The sequence below is a fragment of the Streptomyces yongxingensis genome, from assembly GCF_055597465.1.
This window is the reverse complement of the sequence record NZ_CM145717.1, coordinates 8923043-8943805: the sequence shown is the minus strand read 5'-3', so window position 1 is coordinate 8943805 and position 20763 is coordinate 8923043. Positions and strand designations below refer to the sequence as shown.

Annotated in this window: 17 protein-coding genes; 16 read left to right on the top strand and 1 reads right to left on the bottom strand. The window is 71.7% G+C overall.

Translation table 11 applies throughout. The features are described from left to right. The first annotated feature begins 12 nt into the window (after positions 1–12). The 15 genes from ACZ6TD_RS38365 (at position 13) to ACZ6TD_RS38295 (ending at position 18489) form a co-directional block, all read left to right on the top strand. Positions 13–2214, top strand: a complete 2202-nt coding sequence (locus ACZ6TD_RS38365) for a bi-domain-containing oxidoreductase (protein WP_471345487.1) — start codon at positions 13–15, stop codon at positions 2212–2214. Further along, a complete protein-coding gene (locus ACZ6TD_RS38360) occupies positions 2211–4178 on the top strand; it encodes a heparinase II/III family protein (RefSeq protein WP_471345485.1) in 1968 nt (655 codons plus the stop codon). Before ACZ6TD_RS38365 ends, ACZ6TD_RS38360 begins: the two co-directional genes overlap by 4 nt. A gap of 8 nt (positions 4179–4186) precedes the next feature. After that, positions 4187–5707: a right-handed parallel beta-helix repeat-containing protein gene (locus ACZ6TD_RS38355; protein ID WP_471345484.1), complete on the top strand. Its 1521-nt coding sequence runs from the start codon at positions 4187–4189 to the stop codon at positions 5705–5707. A 1-nt stretch (position 5708) separates the two neighbouring features. Further along, positions 5709–6941 carry an O-antigen ligase domain-containing protein gene (locus ACZ6TD_RS38350; protein WP_471345482.1) on the top strand — a complete coding sequence of 411 codons (1233 nt, stop codon included), beginning with the start codon at positions 5709–5711 and terminating at the stop codon, positions 6939–6941. A 2-nt stretch (positions 6942–6943) separates the two neighbouring features. Continuing rightward, entirely contained in the window at positions 6944–8152 is a 1209-nt protein-coding gene (locus ACZ6TD_RS38345; RefSeq protein WP_471358423.1) for a glycosyltransferase, read from the top strand. Beyond that, on the top strand, positions 8149–9384 hold the full coding sequence (locus ACZ6TD_RS38340) for a class I SAM-dependent methyltransferase (protein WP_471345481.1): 1236 nt from the start codon (positions 8149–8151) through the stop codon (positions 9382–9384). Before ACZ6TD_RS38345 ends, ACZ6TD_RS38340 begins: the two co-directional genes overlap by 4 nt. Before the next feature lie 11 nt (positions 9385–9395). Further along, positions 9396–10190: a glycosyltransferase family protein gene (locus ACZ6TD_RS38335; RefSeq protein ID WP_471345479.1), complete on the top strand. Its 795-nt coding sequence runs from the start codon at positions 9396–9398 to the stop codon at positions 10188–10190. Continuing rightward, positions 10187–10834, top strand: a complete 648-nt coding sequence (locus ACZ6TD_RS38330) for a PIG-L deacetylase family protein (RefSeq protein WP_471345477.1) — start codon at positions 10187–10189, stop codon at positions 10832–10834. The genes ACZ6TD_RS38335 and ACZ6TD_RS38330 overlap by 4 nt, the downstream gene beginning before the upstream one ends. Before the next feature lie 3 nt (positions 10835–10837). Then, positions 10838–11863, top strand: a complete 1026-nt coding sequence (locus tag ACZ6TD_RS38325; RefSeq protein WP_471345475.1) for an NAD-dependent epimerase/dehydratase family protein — start codon at positions 10838–10840, stop codon at positions 11861–11863. Then, positions 11860–13134, top strand: coding sequence for a DUF4910 domain-containing protein (locus ACZ6TD_RS38320; protein ID WP_471345473.1), 1275 nt, complete (start codon positions 11860–11862; stop codon positions 13132–13134). The genes ACZ6TD_RS38325 and ACZ6TD_RS38320 overlap by 4 nt, the downstream gene beginning before the upstream one ends. 5 nt (positions 13135–13139) lie before the next feature. Further along, positions 13140–14429 (top strand): hypothetical protein, encoded by a 1290-nt coding sequence (locus ACZ6TD_RS38315; RefSeq protein ID WP_471345471.1) that lies wholly within the window; start codon positions 13140–13142, stop codon positions 14427–14429. Further along, the gene (locus tag ACZ6TD_RS38310; RefSeq protein ID WP_471345470.1) at positions 14426–15373 is read left to right on the top strand and encodes a glycosyltransferase family 2 protein; all 948 of its coding nucleotides are present in this window, start codon (positions 14426–14428) and stop codon (positions 15371–15373) included. The genes ACZ6TD_RS38315 and ACZ6TD_RS38310 overlap by 4 nt, the downstream gene beginning before the upstream one ends. After that, positions 15370–16590, top strand: a complete 1221-nt coding sequence (locus ACZ6TD_RS38305) for a polysaccharide pyruvyl transferase family protein (protein WP_471345468.1) — start codon at positions 15370–15372, stop codon at positions 16588–16590. The genes ACZ6TD_RS38310 and ACZ6TD_RS38305 overlap by 4 nt, the downstream gene beginning before the upstream one ends. Beyond that, a complete protein-coding gene (rfbC, locus tag ACZ6TD_RS38300) occupies positions 16587–17138 on the top strand; it encodes a dTDP-4-dehydrorhamnose 3,5-epimerase (RefSeq protein ID WP_471345466.1) in 552 nt (183 codons plus the stop codon). The genes ACZ6TD_RS38305 and rfbC overlap by 4 nt, the downstream gene beginning before the upstream one ends. A gap of 85 nt (positions 17139–17223) precedes the next feature. Next, positions 17224–18489 (top strand): glutamate-1-semialdehyde 2,1-aminomutase, encoded by a 1266-nt coding sequence (locus ACZ6TD_RS38295; protein WP_471358420.1) that lies wholly within the window; start codon positions 17224–17226, stop codon positions 18487–18489. Positions 18490–18501: 12 nt separating this feature from the next. Here the strand turns inward: ACZ6TD_RS38295 and ACZ6TD_RS38290 are convergent, their stop codons facing one another. Next, positions 18502–19218, bottom strand: coding sequence for a phosphatase PAP2 family protein (locus ACZ6TD_RS38290; RefSeq protein WP_471345465.1), 717 nt, complete (start codon positions 19216–19218; stop codon positions 18502–18504). Positions 19219–19588: 370 nt separating this feature from the next. Between ACZ6TD_RS38290 and ACZ6TD_RS38285 the strand changes: the two genes are divergently transcribed. Next, positions 19589–20626: a LacI family DNA-binding transcriptional regulator gene (locus ACZ6TD_RS38285; protein ID WP_471345463.1), complete on the top strand. Its 1038-nt coding sequence runs from the start codon at positions 19589–19591 to the stop codon at positions 20624–20626. Positions 20627–20763 lie beyond the last annotated feature (137 nt).

The following is a 20763-nucleotide window of genomic DNA, read 5'->3' as shown; positions in this document are numbered from 1 at the left end:
AGGGGAGTTCGGGTGAAACAGGTTGTGCAGAACTACAAGAGCGGCGAGCTGGCGGTGCTCGACGTGCCGGTGCCGGGATGCAAGCCGGGCGGTGTGCTGGTCCGCAGCGCCTATTCGCTGATCTCCACCGGGACCGAGCTCATGAAGGTGTCCGAGGCCGGCATGTCGATGCTGGGCAAGGCCCGCTCCCGGCCGGACCAGGTGGCCAAGGTCATGCAGAGCGTGGCCACCAACGGGGTGCCCGCCACCTACCGCAAGGTGATGGGCAAGCTGGACTCCTACACACCGCTGGGCTACTCGCTGTGCGGGGTGGTCGAGGAGGTCGGCGCCGGGATCGACGATGTGAAGGTCGGCGACCTCGTGGCCTGCGCAGGCAACGAGCACGCGCTGCACGCCGAGTTGAACTGGGTGCCGAAGAACCTCTACGTCCCGGTGCCGGACGGCCTCGCGCCGCGGCACGCGGCCTTCGGCACCGTCGGGTCGATCGCGCTGCAGGGCGTCCGCCAAGGCGAGCCGCACCTCGGCGACGTGGCGCTGGTCATCGGCCTCGGGCTGATCGGGCAGCTCGTGGTGCAGCTCCTCGCCGCCTCGGGAGTCCGCGTCGTCGGGGCCGACCCCGACCCGGTGCGCTGCGAACTCGCCGCGCGCCTGGGAGCTGTGGCCTGCGGCGATCCGGCGTCCGCGGCCGTGGAAACCGCCGCCGCCGAGCTCACCGGCGGTCATGGCGTGGACCAGGTGTACCTGGCCGCCGGCGGCGGCAGCAACCAGCCCGTCGAGCTGGCCGCCCGGCTCTGCCGGGACCGCGGCCGGGTCGTCGACATCGGCAAGTGCCGCCTGGACCTGCCGTGGAACGCGTACTACGAGAAGGAGCTCGACGTCCGGTTCTCCCGCAGTTACGGCCCCGGGCGCTACGACCCGGAGTACGAGCTGGACGGGCGGGACTACCCGATCGGCTACGTGCGCTGGACCGAGCGCCGCAACCTGGCGTGCTTCCTCGATCTCCTCGCCCTCGGCCGCGTCGACGTGGAGCCGTTGGTCTCCCACATCGCCGACTTCGATGACGCCGTCGAGACGTACCAGAGTCTGAAGGACGGCGACCTGAAGGCCGTGGCCGTGCTGTTCCGGTACCCCGAACACACGGGGGAAGCGGAGGAAACGGGCGCCCTGGCGGTGGCCGTGCCCGCGGTGAAGCGACCCAGCGGTGAAGCGTCCGCCCCGGCCCGGTATGCCAACGCGTCGGTGCGCCTCGCGTTCGTCGGCGCGGGAAACTACGCGACGTCGATGCTGCTGCCGCACCTGGCACAGCGCGACGGCGTCGACTTGTCCACGGTCGTCACCACCACGGCGCTGTCCGCGGCCAACGCGAAGCGCAAGTTCGGCTTCGCCGAGGCGACCACCGATCTCGACGCCGTGCTCGGCGACCCGTCCATCGACGCGGTGTTCGTGGTCACCCGGCACAGCTCACACGCCGAACTGACCCGAAGAGCACTGCTGGCCGGCAAGGCCGTGTTCGTGGAGAAGCCGCTGGCCCTCACCGAGGACGAGCTGGCCGGCGTGCTCGCGGCGGTGGAGGAGTCCGGCAACGACCGGCTGCAGGTGGGCTTCAACCGCCGGTTCGCGCCGCTGCTGCGGGAGGCCAGGAAGCGGTTCGGCGCCCGGACCGGTCCGGCGAGCGTCCGGTACCTGGTCAACGCGGGCCGCCTCGCGCACGGCAGCTGGTACCTCCGACAAGGCACCGAGGGCTCGCGGTTCGCCGGTGAGGGCGGACACTTCATCGACACGGTGAGCTGGCTGCTCGGGGCCGACCCGGTCTCGGTGTACGCGGTCGCCACGTCCGGCGACGAGGACCTTCAGGTCCTGCTGCGCTACCCGGACGGGTCCACCGCCACCATCGCCTACGTCACCAGCGGCCCGGCCGGCTTCCCCAAGGAGACGCTGGACCTGGTCGCGGACGGCCGTGCGCTGCGGCTCGACGACTTCGTCCGTGCCGCTGTGTACGTCGATGGCCGCCGCAAGCGGTGGGTCAGTTCGCGGCTGCCCAAGGCCCGGGACAAGGGCCAGAACGCCGAGCTGGCCGCGTTCATCAAGGCCGTGCGGACCGGCGGGCCGATGCCGGTGCCGCTGGAGTCGCTGGTCGCCACCACGGCGGCCACCCTCGCCGTGCGGACCGGCCTGGCCGGCGGTGCGCCGGTGACGTTGGCGAGGACGCGATGACCATGAGCGCGGGCTGGTACCTGCGGCGGCTGTCCCGGATGGGGCCGCGGGAGGTCGGCGGCCGGGTGGGCGACGCGGTACGCAGGCGGCGGTGGCGGTCGGCGCGGCCGGACTGCCCGGGCGTGACCGGCGCCCGGTTCACCGCGGTACTGCCCGCCGGGACGATCGCCGCGATACCTCCGGACGCCGCGAAACGTCTCATCGCCGAGGCGGACCGGCTGATGTACGGGCACGCCGAGTATTTCGGGGTGGTCCGCGACGACCTGGCCGACCCGGACTGGTGGTGCGATCCGAAGACCGGACGCCGGGCTCCGTGGGGCTACGCCTTCGACGTGCCGTACCGGAACGAGGACGCGGTCGGGGACATCAAGCAGATCTGGGAGCTGTCCCGGCACCAGTACCTCACCCAGCTCGCCGCCGCCTACGCGATCACCGGGGACGAGCGGTACGCCGAGCGCGTGGCCGCGCACCTGCGGTCGTGGTGGGCGGCCAACGCGCCGCTGCGCGGCGTGCACTGGATCAGCGGCATCGAGCTGGGCATCCGGCTGCTGTCCTGGGTGTGGATCCGCCGGCTGCTCGACGGCTGGCCGGGCGTGGCCGGGCTGTTCGAGGACAACCCGGTGGCGCGCAACCAGATCTGGCACCACCAGCGCTGGCTGGCCGCCTTCCCCAGCCGGGGGTCCTCGGCGAACAACCACGTCATCGCCGAGGCCGCCGGACAGTTCGCCGCGGCCTGCGCGTTCGGGTGGTTCCCCGCCTCGGCGCGTTGGCGAGCCGACGCGCTGCGGTCGCTGGAGCGGCACCTGCGCCGTAACACCTTCGGCTCCGGCCTCAACCGCGAACTGGCCACCGAATATCACGGACTCGTGCTGGAGCTCGGCCTGGCCGCGGTGGCCGAGGCGGATGCCGCCCGCGTGCCGGTCCCCGCGTCCATCCGGCTGGTGCTGCTGCGGATGACCGACGCGCTCGCGGCCATCGTGGACAGCCGGCTACGGCCGCCGCGTCAGGGGGACGCGGACGACGGGCACGGTCTGGTCGTGGACGGCGCGGGCACCGACCGCTGGGCCTCGCTGCTGGCCACCGGGGACGCCGTGTTCGGCCGGCTCGCCTGGTGGCCGGAGGTGACCGGTACCGATGTGCGCACCCCGCTGCTGGCCGCGCTCATCCGGCCGTACGCGAAAAATGGAACGGCACCGGCCGTGTCCCGCCCTCCGAGCCGGCCGGCCCACTTCGCCGACGCGGGGCTCACCATCCTGCGCGGTCCGGAGGAGATCTGGTGCCGCTGCGACGGTGGCCCGCACGGCTTCCTGTCCATCGCCGCGCATGCCCACGCGGACGCGTTGTCCGTGGAGGTCCGGCACGACGGGGTCGACGTACTCGCCGACCCGGGGACGTTCTGCTACCACGGGCAGCCCGAGTGGCGGCAGTACTTCCGGTCGACCCTCGGCCACAACACCCTGCGGCTGGACGGCGATGACCAGTCCGTCTCCGGCGGCCCGTTCCTGTGGACCCGGCATGCCCGCAGCCGCGTCCTGGCCGCGGACATCTCCGACGCCTCCGACGGGGGGACGGCCCGCTGGTGTGCCGAGCACGACGGCTACCAGGGCTCCGTGCACCGCCGCCGGGTGGAGCTGACGGCCGCGGCGGAGGAGCTGCGGGTGGTCGACGAGGTGCGCGGCCCGCGCCGGGCCGTGCACTTGGCGTTCCACCTCGGCCCGGCGATCGCCGCGGACCTGGTGGGGAACCGGGCACGGCTCACCTGGACCCGGGACGGCGAGGACCGCTCCGCGGCGCTCGACCTGCCCGGGCAACTCTCCTGGCGGGCGCATCGCGGCGAGAGTGACCCGCCGCTGGGCTGGTACTCCGCCGGGTTCGGGCGCAAGGAACCCAGCACAACGCTGGTCGGCACCGGCTTCGCCGACGGCGCGACGGGGTTCACCACCGTACTCAGGTTCCGCGGCTAGGGGGGCGCGTGGGGATCAAGTGGCGGCACTGGGCGTTGCCGGCGGCATCGCTGGCGCTGGCCCTGCCGGCGGCGACCGGCTGTGAGAGCACGCCGGACGCGCGGCCGAAGCCGACCGCCGCGCCATCCACGTCCGTGGCCCGGGTGTGCGCCAAGCCCGCGGCCGGGCCGGCGAAGGCGCCGGCGGGCGCGGTGACGGTCGACCCCGCGGTGGCCGGTGACCTGGCCGCGAAGACCAGGAGCAGCCCCCCGAACACCACGTTCTGGCTTCGACCGGGCGAACACCGGCTCGAGCCGGACCGCTACGCCCAGGTCATCCCCAAGGAGGGGGACCGCTACCTCGGTGCGCCAGGCGCGGTGCTCGACGGCCGGAAGAAGAACCAGTACGCGTTCGGCGGTACCGCCCGCAACGTCACCATCCGCTACCTGACCGTGCGGGGTTTCGTCGCGCCGCACGACGAGGGCGTGGTCAACCATGACTCGGCCGACGGGTGGGTGATCGAGCACGCGACGGTCCGGAACAACTCCGGTGCCGGGCTGATGGCCGGTGCCCGCCAGCAGGTCCGCGCCAGTTGCCTGCGCGACAACGGTCAGTACGGCATGAACGCGTACAAGGCCAAAGGCCGTATCAGCGGCCTGGTGGTCGAGGGCAACGAGATCGTGGGCAACAACACCGGCGACTGGGAGCGGCGGCGGGAGGGCTGCGGCTGCACCGGAGGCATCAAGTTCTGGGCCGTCAACGGCGCCGACGTACGCGGCAACTGGGTGCACGACAACCGCGGACCAGGGTTGTGGGCGGACACCAACAACAACGACTTCCGCATCGAGAACAACGTGCTCGAGGCCAACGACGGTGCCGCGCTGATCTACGAGACCAGCTACAACGCGGTCATCCGGAAGAACACGATCCGGCGGAACAACTGGGTCGAGGGCCGCAAGGCAGCCGACCGCGGCGACACCTTCCCGTATCCGACCATCTACCTGTCCGAATCCGGCGGTGAACCACGGATCCGAGCCCGCACGGACAAGATCGAGATCTATCGGAACGTGCTGGAGAACAACTGGTCCGGGATCACCCTGTGGGAAAACGCCGACCGGTTCTGCAACAGTCCGGCCAACACCTCGTCCGGTGACTGCACGTTGCTGGTGAAGAACACCGACCGCTGCGCACAGCCGGCGATCGCCACGGCACCGCTCTACGCCGACTGCCGGTGGAAGACCCAGCGGGTGGACATCCACGGCAACCGCTTCGTGCTGGACAAGTCCGTCGTCGACTGCACGGTGAAGTGCGACCGCATGGCGCTGCTGGCCAACTACGGCACCTATCCGGACTGGTCGCCGTACCAGGGCGAGCGGGTGGCCGAGGCGATCACCCGCGAGCAGCACAACCGCTGGCACGACAACGTCTACCGCGGACCATGGACATTCGTCGCCCACGACCCGAGCCGGACACTCGACCCCGGGCAGTGGCAGGGCACGCCGTACCAGCAGGACGCGGGCAGCACCTTCGGCGCGGGGGACGGTGGTTGAGATGGGCACGGACCACACGTCGAAGATCGTCGGGACGGTCTGGGGGCTGCTGGTCCTCAACACGCTCGGCTCCGCCGGGGCGAAGACCATCATCCCGCTGCCCCGCTCCCTCATCCAGATGGTCACCATGGGTGCGCTGGTCGCCGCGTTCGCGCTGGCACTCGCGGTCAATCTCCGGCTGCGCATCCGAGCCAGCGCCTATCTGTCCCTGCTCACCCTGCTGCTGGTGCCGAGCGTGATCTCCAGCGCGGACCTGGAGTCCGGGTTCGGCGCGCTGTTCCGCTGCACCCGGCTGGCCCTCTTCGTCGGCACGCTGTGGCTGCTCAGCCGCTGGTGGGACGGCGGCCTGACCTTCGTCCGGCACCACATCCGGATGTACTTCGCGGTGCTCGGGTCGGTGGCCGCCGGCCTGGTCGTCTCACCGGGCGCGGCCATGCCCGAGCTCTACGGCGGGCGGCTGGTCGGCGCGTTGTGGCCGCTCACCCCGCCGCAGATCGGACAGTACGCCGCGGTGATCATCGGGCTCACCGTGCTGCTCGTACTGGGCCGCCGGACCGACAAGGCGAGCGCGGCGATGGTCATCGTGCCGTCACTCGTCCTGCTCGCGCTGACCCATACCCGGACGGCCACGCTCGGCCTGTTCATCGGGCTGGCGCTGGCGATCGGCTCGCTCATCCTGACCAGCGCCGCCGCCCGCCGGTTCTTCACCTGGGCGGTGCTGTGCGCCGCGGTGGCCGCGGTGGGGTTCGCCTCCGCGCTCCAGGCGTGGTTCCTGCGCGGACAGAGCAAGGAGAACTTCTCCAACCTCACCGGCCGGGCCAAGGTCTGGGACGCCCTGCTGGCAGCGCCCCGGACGACCGCGGAGAAGGTGTTCGGCATGGGCCTGGGCGACAAGTCGTTCGGCGGGCTGCCGATCGACAACAGCTGGCTGGCCGTTTACCACGAGCAGGGGCTGACCGGCGTCGCCTTGGTGGCGGCGATCATCATCGTGCTGGGCGGCGTCGCGCTGCTGCGGCCACCGTCGCTGCAGAGGGCCTGCGCGATCTTCCTGATCAGCTACTGCGCGATCGCGTCGTACACCGAGGCCGGTCTTGGCGACGCCTCGCCGTATCTGCTGCACCTGGCCGTGGCCGCCTCGCTGCTGGCGGCACCTGCCGCGGCCACTCCCCTCCCGACGCCCGACGTCCCTCGACCACGCGTCCCGCGACGGGCCCGGATACCGGAGGTTCCTTGAGCATGCACGTCCTCGTGGTGCACAACCGCTACGCCTCGGCGCAGCCGAGCGGGGAGAACAAGGTCGTCGACCAGGAGGTGGAGCTGCTGCGCGGGGCCGGCCACCGGGTCGAGGTGTTCGAGCGGCGCAGCGACGACATCGCCGCCCGGTCCCTTCTCGGCAAGGCCGCGGTGCCGCTCCTTGTGCCGTGGAACCCGGCGGTGCGCGCGGAACTCGCCGCCCGGCTTCGCACCGAGCGGCCGGACGTGGTGCACGTCCACAACGTCTTCCCGCTCCTGTCGCCGGCGGTGCTGGCCGCCTGCGCCGACGCCGGCGTGCCCGCCGTCGCCACGCTGCACAACTACACCCAGGTCTGCCCGCCCGGCACGCTGCAGCGGGACGGCCGGCCCTGCACCGAGTGCGTCGGGTCCGCGCCGCTGCCCGCCGTCCGGCACGGCTGCTACCGGAGCTCCCGGCTGGCGACGGTGCCGCTCGCGGTCAGCCTGTCGGTCAACCGGCGGCGGTGGTGGTCCGGCGTGGAGCGGTTCTTCTGCATCTCCGCGGCGCAGCGCGATGTCCTGGTGCGGGCCGGCATGCCGGCCGAGCGGCTGGCGGTGAAGCACAACTTCGTGCCCGACCCGGGCACTTGCCGAGCGGACGAGGGCGAGCATCTGCTCTATCTCGGCCGGCTCGCGGAGGCCAAGGGCGTGACGCTGCTCATGGCCGCGTGGGACGAGCTCGCGGCGAGCGGTGGTGTGGGCGTGCCGCTCGTGGTCGCCGGCGCGGGGCCACTGGAGCGAGAGGTGACCACCTGGGCGGCGGGCCGGGACGACGTGCGGTACGTCGGCCTGTACGACACGGCGGAGTGCCGGAAGGCCATCGCGCGGTCGGTCGCCGTGGTGGCTCCCTCGACGTGGCTGGAGGCGTTCGGCCTGGTGGTCGTGGAGGCGATGGCGGCGGGGGTCCCGACCGTCGCCGCCGGTCACGGCGCCTTCGTCGAACTCGTCGAGGACGGGGCGACCGGTCTGCTGCACCGGCCGGGCGATCGCGCCTCGCTCGCGTCCCGCATACGCCGGATCACGGCCGAGTCGGCCCGTAACCGGGAGATGGGCCAGGCGGCCCGGCGCCGTTACGAGCGGGGTTTCAGCCCGGCCGTCGGGCTTGAGCGCCTGGTGGAGGGGTACCGCACCGCGATCGCGGGTCGGTCGGAATCAATGGGGGGCAACACATGACACGATGCCGGCTCTGCGGCTCGGAAGCGATGGCGAGCGTCGTCGATCTCGGGGCGACGCCACCATGTGAGAGCTTTCTCGCCGCGGACCAACTGGATCAGCCGGAGCCCGCGTACCCGCTGCACCTGCGGGTCTGCACCGACTGCTGGCTGGCGCAGATCCCGCCGCTGATCACGCCGGAGGAGACGTTCAAGGAGTACGCGTACTTCTCCTCGTACTCGACCTCCTGGGTGGAGCACGCGCGTACGTTCGTCGCCGACGCCGTGCAACGAGTGAGTCTCGGCCCCGACGCCTTCGTGGTCGAGGTCGCGAGCAACGACGGATACCTGCTGAGGCACGTGGTGGACCGGGGGATCCGCTGCCTCGGCATCGAGCCGTCGGTGAACGTCGGCGCCGCGGCCCGGGACGCGGGTGTGCCCACGCTCACGGAGTTCCTGGACCCGGCCACCGGTACGGCCGTCCGCGCCGAGCACGGCCCGGCCGACCTGGTCGTGGCCAACAACGTGTACGCGCACATCCCCGACGTGGTCGGGTTCACCCAGGGGCTGCGCGCCCTGGTCGCCGACGACGGCTGGGTCTCCATCGAGGTGCAGCACCTGCTGACCCTGATCGAGGAGAACCAGTACGACACGATCTACCACGAGCACTTCCAGTACTACACGGTCGCGTCCGCGACCCGGGCGCTGGCGAGCGGCGGACTCGCGCTCGTGGACGTCGAGTTGCTGCCCACGCACGGCGGCTCCATCCGGCTGTGGGCCCGGCCGGCCGAGGTCGCCGGCGAGCCCACTTCGCAGGTGGCCGACGTGCTGGCCCGGGAGAAGGCCGCCGGGCTGTGGGAGCTGTCCGGGTACACCGAGTTCTCCGCCCGGGTGGCCAAGGTGCGCCGGGACCTGCTGCGGTTCCTCATCGAGGCGGCCGAGCGCGGCGAGACGGTCGTCGGCTACGGCGCCCCGGGCAAGGGCAACACCCTGCTCAACCACTGCGGCATCCGGCCCGACCTGCTCCCGTACACGGTCGACCGCAACCCCTACAAGCACGGCAGGTTCACCCCGGGCACCCGCATCCCGATCCTGCCACCCGAGCGGATAGCCGCCGACAGGCCGGACTACGTCCTCGTCCTCCCGTGGAACCTGCGGGCCGAACTGGTCGAGCAGCTCTCCTTCGTGCACGAGTGGGGCGGCCGCCTTGTCTTTCCCATCCCGGAACTGAGCATTGTCGAGGTCGCGTCGTGAAAGGTCACAGCATGAAGGTCGTACTGTTCTGCGGCGGCTACGGGATGCGGATGCGCAGCGGCGCCGCCGACGACGTGCCCAAGCCGATGGCGATGGTCGGGCCGCGACCGCTGATCTGGCACGTCATGCGCTACTACGCGCACTTCGGGCACACGGAGTTCATCCTGTGCCTCGGGTACGGGGCTCACCACATCAAGGACTTCTTCCTCAACTACGAGGAGACGACGTCCAACGACTTCGTGCTGCGCAAGGGGCAGACCGAGCTGCTGTCCACCGACATCGCGGACTGGACGATCACCTTCGCGCAGACCGGCATCGAGTCACCGATCGGGGAGCGGCTGCGCCGGGTGCGGCACCACCTGGACGGCGAGGAGATGTTCCTCGCCAACTACGCCGATGTGCTCACCGACGCCCCGCTGCCGGAGATGATCGACCGGTTCGCCCGGCGCGACGCCGGTGCGTCGATGATGGTGGTGCCGCCGCAGTCCTCGTTCCACTGCGTGGACCTGGGCGAGGACGGCCTGGTGGGAGGCATCACCGCGGTGAGCGACATGCCTCTGTGGGAGAACGGCGGCTACTTCGTGCTCCGCCAGGAGGTCTTCGACCACATCCCGGAGAACGGGGACCTGGTCGCCGACGGATGCGCCCAACTGGCCAAGCGCGGCCGGCTGGTGGCGCACCAGCACCGCGGCTTCTGGAAGCCGACCGACACCGTGAAGGAGCGGGCCGCGCTCGACGACGCCTACGCCCGGGGCGACCGCCCGTGGGCCGTGTGGGAACGGGACAACGCCGGGGTCAGCGCGTGATCCGCCTCGGGGCCGGGCGCCTGGACCGGATCGTCGCGGTGGGCGCGCACTGCGACGACATCGCCATCGGCGCCGGTGGCACGCTGCTGACCGTGTGCCTCGCGCAGCCGGGTATCCGCGTCGACGCGCTGGTGCTCTCCGGCGGTGGCAGCGAGCGGGAGCAGGAGGAGCAGGCCGCGCTCGCCGCCTTCTGCCCGGACGCCGACCTGCGGCTGACCGTGCACAAGCTGCCGGACGGACGACTGCCCGCGCACTGGGAGGAGGCCAAGGCCGCGGTCGAGGAGCTGCGCGAGCGGACCGACCCGGATCTGATCCTTGCCCCGCGCACCGACGACGCGCACCAGGACCACCGCGGCCTGGCGAAGCTGATACCCACCGCGTTCCGCGATCACATGGTCCTCGGCTACGAGATCGTCAAGTGGGACGGCGATCTCGGCCGTCCGGCGGCGTACCAGCCGCTGTCGCCGGAGATCGCCGAACAGAAGGTGCGGCTGCTGCAGGAGCACTACCCCTCGCAGCGGCACCGGCCCTGGTACGACCGGGAGACCTTCCTCGGTCTGGCCCGGATCCGCGGCATCGAATGCCACGAGCGCTACGCCGAGGCGTTCGCCGTCACCAAACTCACTCTCAACCTGGGGGGTTGAACCTTGCGCGTACTGCTCACCGGACACCAGGGCTACCTGGGCACCGTGATGGCCCCGGTACTTGCCGCCGCCGGGCACGAGGTCGTCGGGCTTGACGCCGGCCTGTTCGCCGACTCCGTCCTCGGCGAGACACCCGCCGACCCGCAGGGACACCGGGTGGACCTGCGCGACGTCACGGCCGAACACGTGGCCGGGGTGGACGCCGTGATCCACCTGGCCGCGCTGTCCAACGACCCGCTGGGCTCGCTGGCGCCGGAGCTCACCTACGACATCAACCACCACGCGTCCGTACGGCTGGCCCGGCTGGCCCGCGAGGCCGGGGTGCGGCGCTTCCTGTACGCGTCGACCTGCTCGGTGTACGGTGCCGCCGGCGGCGACGACCTGGTGGGCGAGGACGCCCCGCTGCGCCCCGTGACGCCGTACGCGGAGTCCAAGGTGCGGGTGGAGGACGACCTGCACGCACTGGCCGACGGCGACTTCACCCCGGTGTACATGCGCAACGCCACCGCCTTCGGCTACTCGCCCCGGCTGCGCGCCGACATCGTGCTGAACAACCTGGTGGGCCACGCGCTCCTGTCCGGCGAGGTGCTGGTGCTCTCCGACGGCACCCCCTGGCGCCCGCTGGTGCACGCCGCCGACATCGCACGGGCCTTCACGGCCACGCTGACCGCGCCGCGCGAAGCGGTGCACGACCGGGCGTTCAACATCGGCAGCGAGATCAACAACGTCACGGTCGCCGAGATCGCCGAGCAGGTCGCCGAGGCGGTGCCCGGCGCGAAGGTGCGGATCACCGGGGAGAACGGGGCCGACCCGCGCTCCTACCGGGTGGACTTCTCCCGGTTCCGCGCCGCGATCCCCGGCTTCGACATCGAGTGGTCGGTCAAGCGCGGCGCGCTCGAACTCGCCGACGCCTACCGGAAGTTCGGACTTACCAAGGAGGACTTCGACCGACGCTTCACCCGTCTCGCCGTGCTGCGCGCGGCGTCCGACGCCGGCACCGTCGACGACACCCTGCGGTGGCGCCGATGACCCATCCCGGCGAAGAGATGCACGCCCTGGTGGAGCGGCTGTACCCGCTGTGCCGGAGCATCACCGGCGACGGTGTCCGCACCACCTTGGACATCGTCGGCGAGTACCTCCCGCTGCAGGTGCACGAGGTGCCGACCGGGACGCAGGTGCTCGACTGGACGGTGCCGCAGGAGTGGAACATCCGGGACGCGTACATCGCCGACACCGCCGGCCACCGGGTCGTCGACTTCGCCGCGTCCAGCCTGCACGTGCTCGGCTACAGCGTGCCGGTGTCGGCGACCATGCCGCTGACCGAACTGCGCGAACACCTGCACACCCTGCCGGACCACCCGAGCTGGGTGCCGTACCGCACCAGCTACTACAAGCCGGAGTGGGGGTTCTGCCTGGCCCAGGAGACCCTGGACGCGCTGCCGGACGGCGAGTACGAGGTGTGCGTCGACTCCACACTCGAAGACGGCCACCTCACCTACGCCGAGCACGTGGTCCCCGGGCAGGTCGCCGACGAGGTGATCGTCTCCTGCCACGTCTGCCACCCGTCGCTGGCCAACGACAACCTGGCCAGCATCGCGGTGGCGACGTTCCTGGCCCGGACGCTTGCGGAGCAGACACCGTGGTACACGTACCGGTTCCTGTTCGCGCCCGGCACCATCGGGGCGATCACCTGGCTGGCCCGCAACGCGGAGCGGGTGGAACAGGTCAAGCACGGACTCGTGCTGGCCTGCGCCGGGGACCCGGGCCAGTTGACGTACAAGCAGAGCAGGCGCGGTGACGCGGAGATCGACCGGGTGATGCGGCACGTGCTGGCCGCCTCCGAACGCCCGCACCACGTCACGGAGTTCACTCCGTACGGCTACGACGAGCGGCAGTTCTGCTCGCCCGGGTTCAATCTCGGCGTGGGCGCGCTCACCCGGACCCCGTACGCCGGCTACCCCGAGTACCACACCTCGGCGGACAACCTGGACTTCGTCTCCCCGGAGGCGATGGCGGACACCCTCGCGGTCTGCCGCGAGGCGTTCGCCGTCCTGGACCGCAACCGGAGCTACCTCAACCTCAGCCCCTACGGCGAACCACAGTTGGGCCGGCGCGGGTTGTACGACGCGCTCGGCGGCCGCAGCGACACCAAGCAGGCCCAGATGGCCATGCTCTGGGTGCTCAACCTCTCCGACGGCGAGCACAGTCTGCTGGACGTCGCCGAGCGGTCCGGGCTGCCGTTCGACACCGTCGCCGCCGCGGCCGACGCCCTGCACGGCGCCGGTCTGATCAAGGCGTGACGCCGATGACCACGGAGGGGGAGAAGACGACGGCACCGGCCGGGTCCGCCAAGCGGGCCCTGGTCGGCCGGCTGTCCTGGGGGCTGGCCGACCAGGCGGCCTCCAGCATGTCCAACTTCGCGGTGGGCATCTACGTGGCCCGCTCGCTGGGGGTGACCGCGTTCGGCGTGTTCAGCCTGGCCTGGGTGACCTATGGCGTGGTGCTCAACGTCTCCCGCGGCCTGTCCACCGACCCGCTCGTAGTGCGCTTCAGCGGTGTCTCGGACGCGTCCTGGCGCGGGGCGGTGGCCCGGTCGACGGGGACCGCACTCGGCGTCGGCACCGCCATAGGTGCGGTGTGTCTGGTGGCCGGGCTCGGTCTCGGCGGCCAGTTGGGGCCCGCGTTCGCCTGCCTCGGCGTCATGATGCCGGGCCTGCTGCTGCAGGACGCCTGGCGGTTCGGGTTCTTCGCCGCCGGCAATGGGCGCAAGGCGTTCGTCAACGACGTCGTGTGGGCCATCGCGCTCGTCCCCGCCATGGTCGTCGCGGCCCATGTGGGCAGCGTGGCCGCGTATCTGCTCGCCTGGGGCGCGTCCGCGGCCGTGGCCGCCGCGTACGGCTGCCTGCAGTCCGGCATCCGGCCCCGGATGGCCGAGGCGCGCGGCTGGCTTCGCGAGCAGCGCGATCTCGGCTACCGGTACCTGGTCGAGAACGTCAGCCTCGGCGGCGCGAGCCAGTTGCGGGCGTACGGGCTCGGCGCGATCGTCGGGGTCGGCGCGGTGGGTGCGGTGCGGGGCGCCGAACTCCTGATGGGCCCGTTCCTCGCCGTGCTGATGGGCCTGTCGCTGGTGACCGTCCCGGAAGCGGCACGCGTGCTGCGCCAGGCCCCGCACCGGCTCGGCCCGTTCTGCCTCCGGCTGGGCGGCGGGCAGGCCGTCGCCGCGCTCCTGTGGGGCGGGGCCCTGCTGCTGATGCCCGACCGGCTCGGCGACCTCGCGCTCGGCGACGTCTGGCACTCCTCCTCGCACCTCATCGTGGCGATCACCTTCAGTGTCGCGGGCGCGGGCCTCGGCACCGGCGCGGCGGCCGGGCTGCGCGCGCTCGGCGCGGCCCGGCGCAGCCTGCGCTGCCAGCTGTTCGCCTCCGCCGCTTACGTCGGCGGCGGGCTCGGAGGCGCTGCCGTGGCCGGCACGGTGGGCTCGGCCTGGGGTGTCGCCGCCGCCACCGTCAGCGGCTCGGCCGTGTGGTGGCTGCACCTGCGGTCCGCCCTGCGTGAGCGCGACCCCGACTCCGTTCCCGAAGTGAGGACCTCATGACCGACCGACCCAGGCTGAGCATCGGCCTGCCCGTGTACAACGGCGAGGAGTACCTGGCCGAGTCGCTCGACGCCCTGCTCGGGCAGACCTACGAGGACTTCGAGCTGGTCATCTCCGACAACGCCTCGACCGACGGAACCGAGGACATCTGCCGCAAGTACGCGGCGCAGGACTCCCGCATCCGCTACATCCGGCTGCTCAGGAACGTCGGCGCCACGCCGAACCACAACTACGTGTTCACGCAGTGCCGAGGCGAGCTGTTCAAGTGGGCCTCGCACGACGACCTCTACGCCCGCCACCTGCTGCGGCGCTGCATCGAGGCCCTCGACGAACAGCCCGACGTGATCCTCGCGCACGCCGACCAGGCCGTCATCGACGGCGACGGCCAGGTGAAGGTGCCGTACGAGTACACGCTCGCCACCGACTCGCCGCACGCGCCGGAGCGCTTCCGCAGTCTGCTGTTCGAGCCGGGCGGCGACGACTTCTACGGGGTGATGCGGGCCGACATGCTGCGCCGGGTCAAGCCCCTCGACAGCTACCACCACGCGGACCGCACGTTCGTCGCCGAGATCACCCTGCACGGGCGCTTCCACCAGGTGCCGGAGCTGCTGTACTTCCGCCGCGACCACCCCAACCGCGCCGAGCGGGCGAACCCGTCCAAGCGCGCCCGGTGCGTCAACCTGGACCCGCGCCGGGCGGGCCCGCTGCACCCGACGCCCCGGCTGCTCGCCGAGTACGTCTGGGGCTTCGCCTCGGCGATCCGGCGGGCCCCGTTGTCCCCGGCCGACCGGCGCGCGTGCTACCGCCACCTGGCCGCGTGGATGACCAGCCGGGTCCGGCCCGGCGCCGGCGAGCGGGTGGAGGACCGCGCCCCGGTCGACCCGGCCCTGCTCACGGTCTCCGTCGACGCCCTCGTCGCCGGCCGCGAGGGGCGGCGGACATGAAGACGTCGACACGCGTGGGCGTGTTCGGCCTCCTCGGCTCCGGCAACCTCGGTAACGACGGCTCGCTGGAGGCCGTCCTCGGATATCTGCGCACCGAGCACCCGGACGCGGTCGTGGACGCCCTGTGCGGCGGACCCGAGGCCGTGACGACCCGGTTCGGGATCCCCGCCACGCGGCTGCACTGGAACCGCGCGGAGTACCGGACCGCGTCACGTGTGGGCTCGATCGCGTCGAAGGGCCTGGGCAAACTCGTCGACGTCTTCCGCACCGCCGCCTGGGTGCGCCGGCACGACGTGGTGATCGTGCCGGGCATGGGCGTCCTGGAGGCCACGCTGCCGCTGCGGCCGTGGGGATTCCCGTACTCGCTGTTCCTGCTCTGTGCGAGCGGCCGCCTGCTCGGCACCCGGGTGGCGTTGGTCAGCGTCGGCGCCGCCGAGATCCGCAACCGGCCGACACGGGCCCTGGTGCGCTGGTCGGGGCGGCTGGCCGCGTACCGGTCGTACCGGGACGCCCAGAGCCGTGACGCGATGCGGGCGATGGGCGTGGACACCGCACGCGACGAGGTCTACCCGGACCTCGCGTTCTCCCTGCCGACGCCGTCGGCGAGCGCGCCCTCGGGCTCGCCGGGCACGGTCTGCCTCGGCGTCATGGACTTCCACGGCGGAAACGACGACCGCGCCCGGGCCGACGAGATCTACCGGCGCTACCTCGACGGGACGATCCGGTTCGTCCGCACGCTGGTCGAGGAGGGCAGGCCCATCCGGCTGCTCACCGGCGACCAGTGCGATGTGGCCGTGGTCGAGGCGATCCTCGACGCGGTGGACTCGCCGCTCGTCACCGCCGCCGAGCCGGCGTCACTGGCCGACCTGATGACGGAGATGGCGGCGGCCGACACCGTGGTCGCGGTCCGTTACCACAATCTGATCTGCGCGCTGAAGACCGGCACCCCGGTGCTCGCCCTCAGCTATGCGGCCAAGAGCGACGCGCTCATGGAGCGGATGGGCCTCGGCGCGTACTGCCACCCGGCCCGCGAGGTCGACGCCGACCGGTTGCTGGAGCAGTTCCGGACGCTGGAGAAGCGATCGACGGAGCTGCGACAGGTCCTCACCGAGCGGAACCAGACTGCCGCGCAGCAACTCGAGCACCAGTTCGCCGCCTTGAATGCGGCCCTGTTCCCGGCGGCCGACCAGCCGCACACCCTGCGGAAGGCTCCATGAAAGCGACCCAAGTCCCGGAGATCGCCGGCGCGTACCTGTTCGAGCCGACGCCGTACGCCGACGAGCGCGGCTTCTTCTGCCGCACCTTCGACGCCGACGTGGTCCGCTCGGTGGGCCTCGACCCGCACGCCTTCGTCCAGGACAGCGTGTCCCGCTCGGTCCGTGGCGTGCTGCGCGGCCTGCACCTGCGCTCCGGCTCGGGCGAGGCCAAGCTGGTGCGCTGCTCGTACGGGAAGATCTTCGACGTCGTCGTGGACCTGCGCCCGGACTCACCGACCTACCGCAACTGGGCCTTCTTCGAGCTGTCCGGCGAGACGCAGACGACCCTGTACATCCCGGCGGGGTGCGCGCACGGTTTCCAGACGCTGACCGAAACCGCCGACACCTCGTACCGGATCGACCGCCCGCACGATCCGGCCGAGGACGTGACGATCGCCTTCGACGACCCGGAGCTCGCCATTCCCTGGCCGCTGCCGGTCACATCGATGTCCCAGCGGGACCGGGAGGCGCCGAGCCTCGCCGAGGTCCTGAAGCACAAGGAGAGTTGAGGTCGGCGTGGACACCGAACACACCGAGAAGGCCGGGGAGTTCGTCCTGCCCCGGTCGCGGACGGCGAACGAGCGGCTGCACGCCATGATCCCCGGGGGCGCGCACACCTACGCCAAGGGCGACGACCAGTACCCCGAGCACCTGGCCCCGGTCATCAGCCACGGCCGCGGTGCCCACGTGTGGGACATCGACGGCAACCGCTACATCGAGTACGGCTCCGGGCTGCGGTCGGTCAGCCTCGGCCACGCCCACCCACGTGTGATCGAGGCGGTGCGGCGGGAACTCGACCGCGGCAGCAACTTCGTCCGGCCGTCCATCGTGGAGGTCGAGGCCGCGGAACGCTTCCTGGCCACCGTGCCGACCGCCGAGATGGTGAAGTTCGCGAAGAACGGCTCCGACGTCACCACCGCCGCGGTGCGCCTCGCCCGCGCCGCCACCGGGCGCCCGCGGGTGGCCATCTGCGCCGACCATCCGTTCTTCTCCGCCGACGACTGGTTCATCGGCACCACGCCGATGTCCGCCGGTGTTCCGGCGGCGACCACCGAGCTCACCGTGTCCTTCCCTTACGGGGACCTGGCCGCCACGGAGGAGCTGCTCACCCGCTACCAGGACGAGGTCGCCTGCCTGATCCTCGAACCCGCCACCCACACCGAGCCCCCGCCCGGGTACCTCGCCGGCCTGCGCGAGCTGGCCGACCGGCACGGCTGCGTCCTGGTCTTCGATGAGATGATCACCGGCTTCCGCTGGTCCGAGGCGGGCGCCCAGGGCCTGTACGGCGTCGTCCCCGACCTCTCCACGTTCGGCAAGGCGCTGGGCAACGGATTCGCCGTCTCCGCGCTGGCCGGGCGCCGCGAGCTGATGGAGCTGGGGGGCTTGCGTCACTCCGGCGAGCGGGTGTTCCTGCTGTCCACCACGCACGGTGCGGAGACCCACTCCCTGGCCGCCGCGATGGCCGTGCAGACCACCTACGTCGAGGAGGGCGTCACCGCGCGGCTGCACGCCCTCGGCGAGCGGTTGGCCGCCGGTGTCCGCGAGGCCGCGGCGAGCATGGGCGTCGGCGACCACATCGTCGTCCGGGGCCGGGCCAGCAACCTGGTCTTCGCCACCCTCGACGAGAACCGGCAGCCGTCGCAGCGGTACCGCACCCTGTTCCTGCGCCGGCTCCTCGCGGGCGGGGTGCTGGCCCCGTCGTTCGTGGTGAGCAGCGCGCTCGGCGACGCCGACATCGATCACACCGTCGACGTGGTGGCCCAGGCGTGTGCGGTGTACCGGAAGGCACTGGACGCCGCTGACCCCACCCCCTGGCTGGCCGGACGACCGGTGAAGCCCGTATTCCGCCGCTTGACGTGACGTGACGTGACGTCAGCGACGCTCCCGCCGACCGGCGTCGGCCGGCCACCGCGGTTGCCGCCGGAGCGTCCCGGCCCGGTCGCCCAGCCGGTCAGCCGTCCGGTCGACCAGCCACGCGGTCGCCGGTACCACCGCCAGCGCGGTGCACCAGCCGCCGAGGACGTCGGTCGGGTAGTGCGCGCCCAGGGCGACCTGCGCCCAGCCCATGGCGGCGCCGGCAACCAGCGCCGCGGCGAGCACGAGTGACGTGCCGGCCGTCCTGCCGAGGCCGAGCCGACCGGTCGCGAGCAGCGCCACCACGAGGGCGAGCGCGGTGAGGAAGGCGGTGTGCCCGCTCGGATAGGACAGGTTGCCGTCGCCGTGGATGGTGCGTCCCACCAGGTGCTTGAGCAGCGTCGCCGTCCCCACGGTCATGCCGACACCGACAACGACGAGCACCGCCGCGCGAGGACGCCGAAGCAGCAGGCAGCCCGTCACTGTGGCCACGACCAGCATGGCCGCTCCGCCGGGCTCCCCCAAGAAGTCCAAGGTCAGAGCGGGATACCGCCATGGCGGCCGCACACTGTCCGCCGTCGGCTGGATGATCCACCTGTCCACCGTGCCGGGCTCGCTGTGGCCGGCGTACAGGACCCCGAGCACGACCACCACCAGCGCGGCGAGGGCCGCGATCGGCCCGAGCCACGCGCGCGGCGAGGGGGGCAGCACCGCGGGCGCCGACCGGCCGGTCACGTCCAGGTCCGCTCCAGCCAGGCGATCCAACGCGAGCCCCCCGTCGTGTCCGACTCACCCTCAAGCCGCCCCGCGGACACCCGCTCCTGGCCCGTACGACTCCGCGGGAGCCGTCAGCCTGCGGCCCCGAACTCGCCAGCCTGGCCATCGCCCTGGCCAAGGGCACCGGGATCAGCCTCTCCTTGTCATCGTATCCAACAATCCGGTCGGGTACGCCCTCCGAGGACCCCGGCTCACATTCCTCGCGAGCTGGGCGACGCGGTTACACATCGTGATCAGGCGCTGAGCGGGCTCGCCGGTCGATGACCGCGTCAGGGCTACGATGAAGCCATAGCAGACCGCCGCACGGCGGCCACATTGCTGGGGAGGATTGCTGAACAAGGTCACGATTCGGGATGTCGCCGAGTTCGCGCAGGTGTCCCAGTCCACGGTGTCGAACTACTTCCACAAGCCCCGCAAGCTCTCCGACGCGACGCGGGAGCGGATCCGGCAGGCGGTGGACGCATTGGGCTTCGTGCCCAACGATGCGGCGCGGATGCTGCGCACCGGGGTGAGCCCGGTGATCGGCTACGTGGCGTTCGAGCTGGCGAGTGCCACGACTCCGGAAGTCGCGACCGCCATCGAGCGGCGGGTGTCCGCCGAGGACATGTATCTGCTGATGGCCAACGACACTGGGTCACGGCAACGCGAGCGCGACTATCTGCGGCTCTTCGAGCAGCAGCGGGTGTCGGGGATCATCATCGCCCCTGTCGGCGACGTGGAGGCGGAGCTGGCACGTCTGCGGCGGCGGGGCATCGCCAGTGTCCTGAGCGCGCGGCGCGCGGTCTCTCCTGCCCAGGCTTCGGTCTCGACCGACCATGTCACCGGCAGCCGTCTCGCGGTCCAGCATCTCATCGACCTTGGCCGCCGGAAGATCGGGTTCGTTGCTTCCTCGCTGGACCTGCGGCAGGTCGCCGATCGGCAGCGGGGAGCGCTGTCCGTGATCGAGGCGGTGCCGGACGCCACCCTTGAGATCATTTCTGTCCCCGAGCGGACGGTGGAGGCCGGGATCGCCTGCGCCGAGCGCCTCGCCCGTCGCGCTCCCGCTGACCGGCCCGACGCGCTCTTCTGCGTCAACGACCTGCTCGCCATCGGCATCATCCAGTCCTTCGCGGCAGGCCGGCGCATCCGTATACCGGAGGACATCGCGGTGATCGGCTACGACGACATCGAGTTCGCCCAGTCGACCATCGTTCCTTTGAGTACGGTGCGAACGCCGCACGCCGAGCTGGGGACAGCCGCAGCGGACCTGCTGTTCGACGAAATCGCCGGGTTGCGCGGTCCTGGAGGTGCGGACGGCGAGCGCACGGCCCCCCACATCGAGTTCGCGCCCGAGCTCGTGGTGCGCGCCTCGACCGTCGGCGCCTGACGCCGGCATCCTCGCCGGGTCGGCGCCGCGTCGATGTTTTAAATCGATTCACCATTTTGCTTGCCGACCTCTTGACGGCCCTGAGAGTCAGCGTGTTCTCATGCCTGCAGGGCTAGTAAAACGTATTACCAACCGCC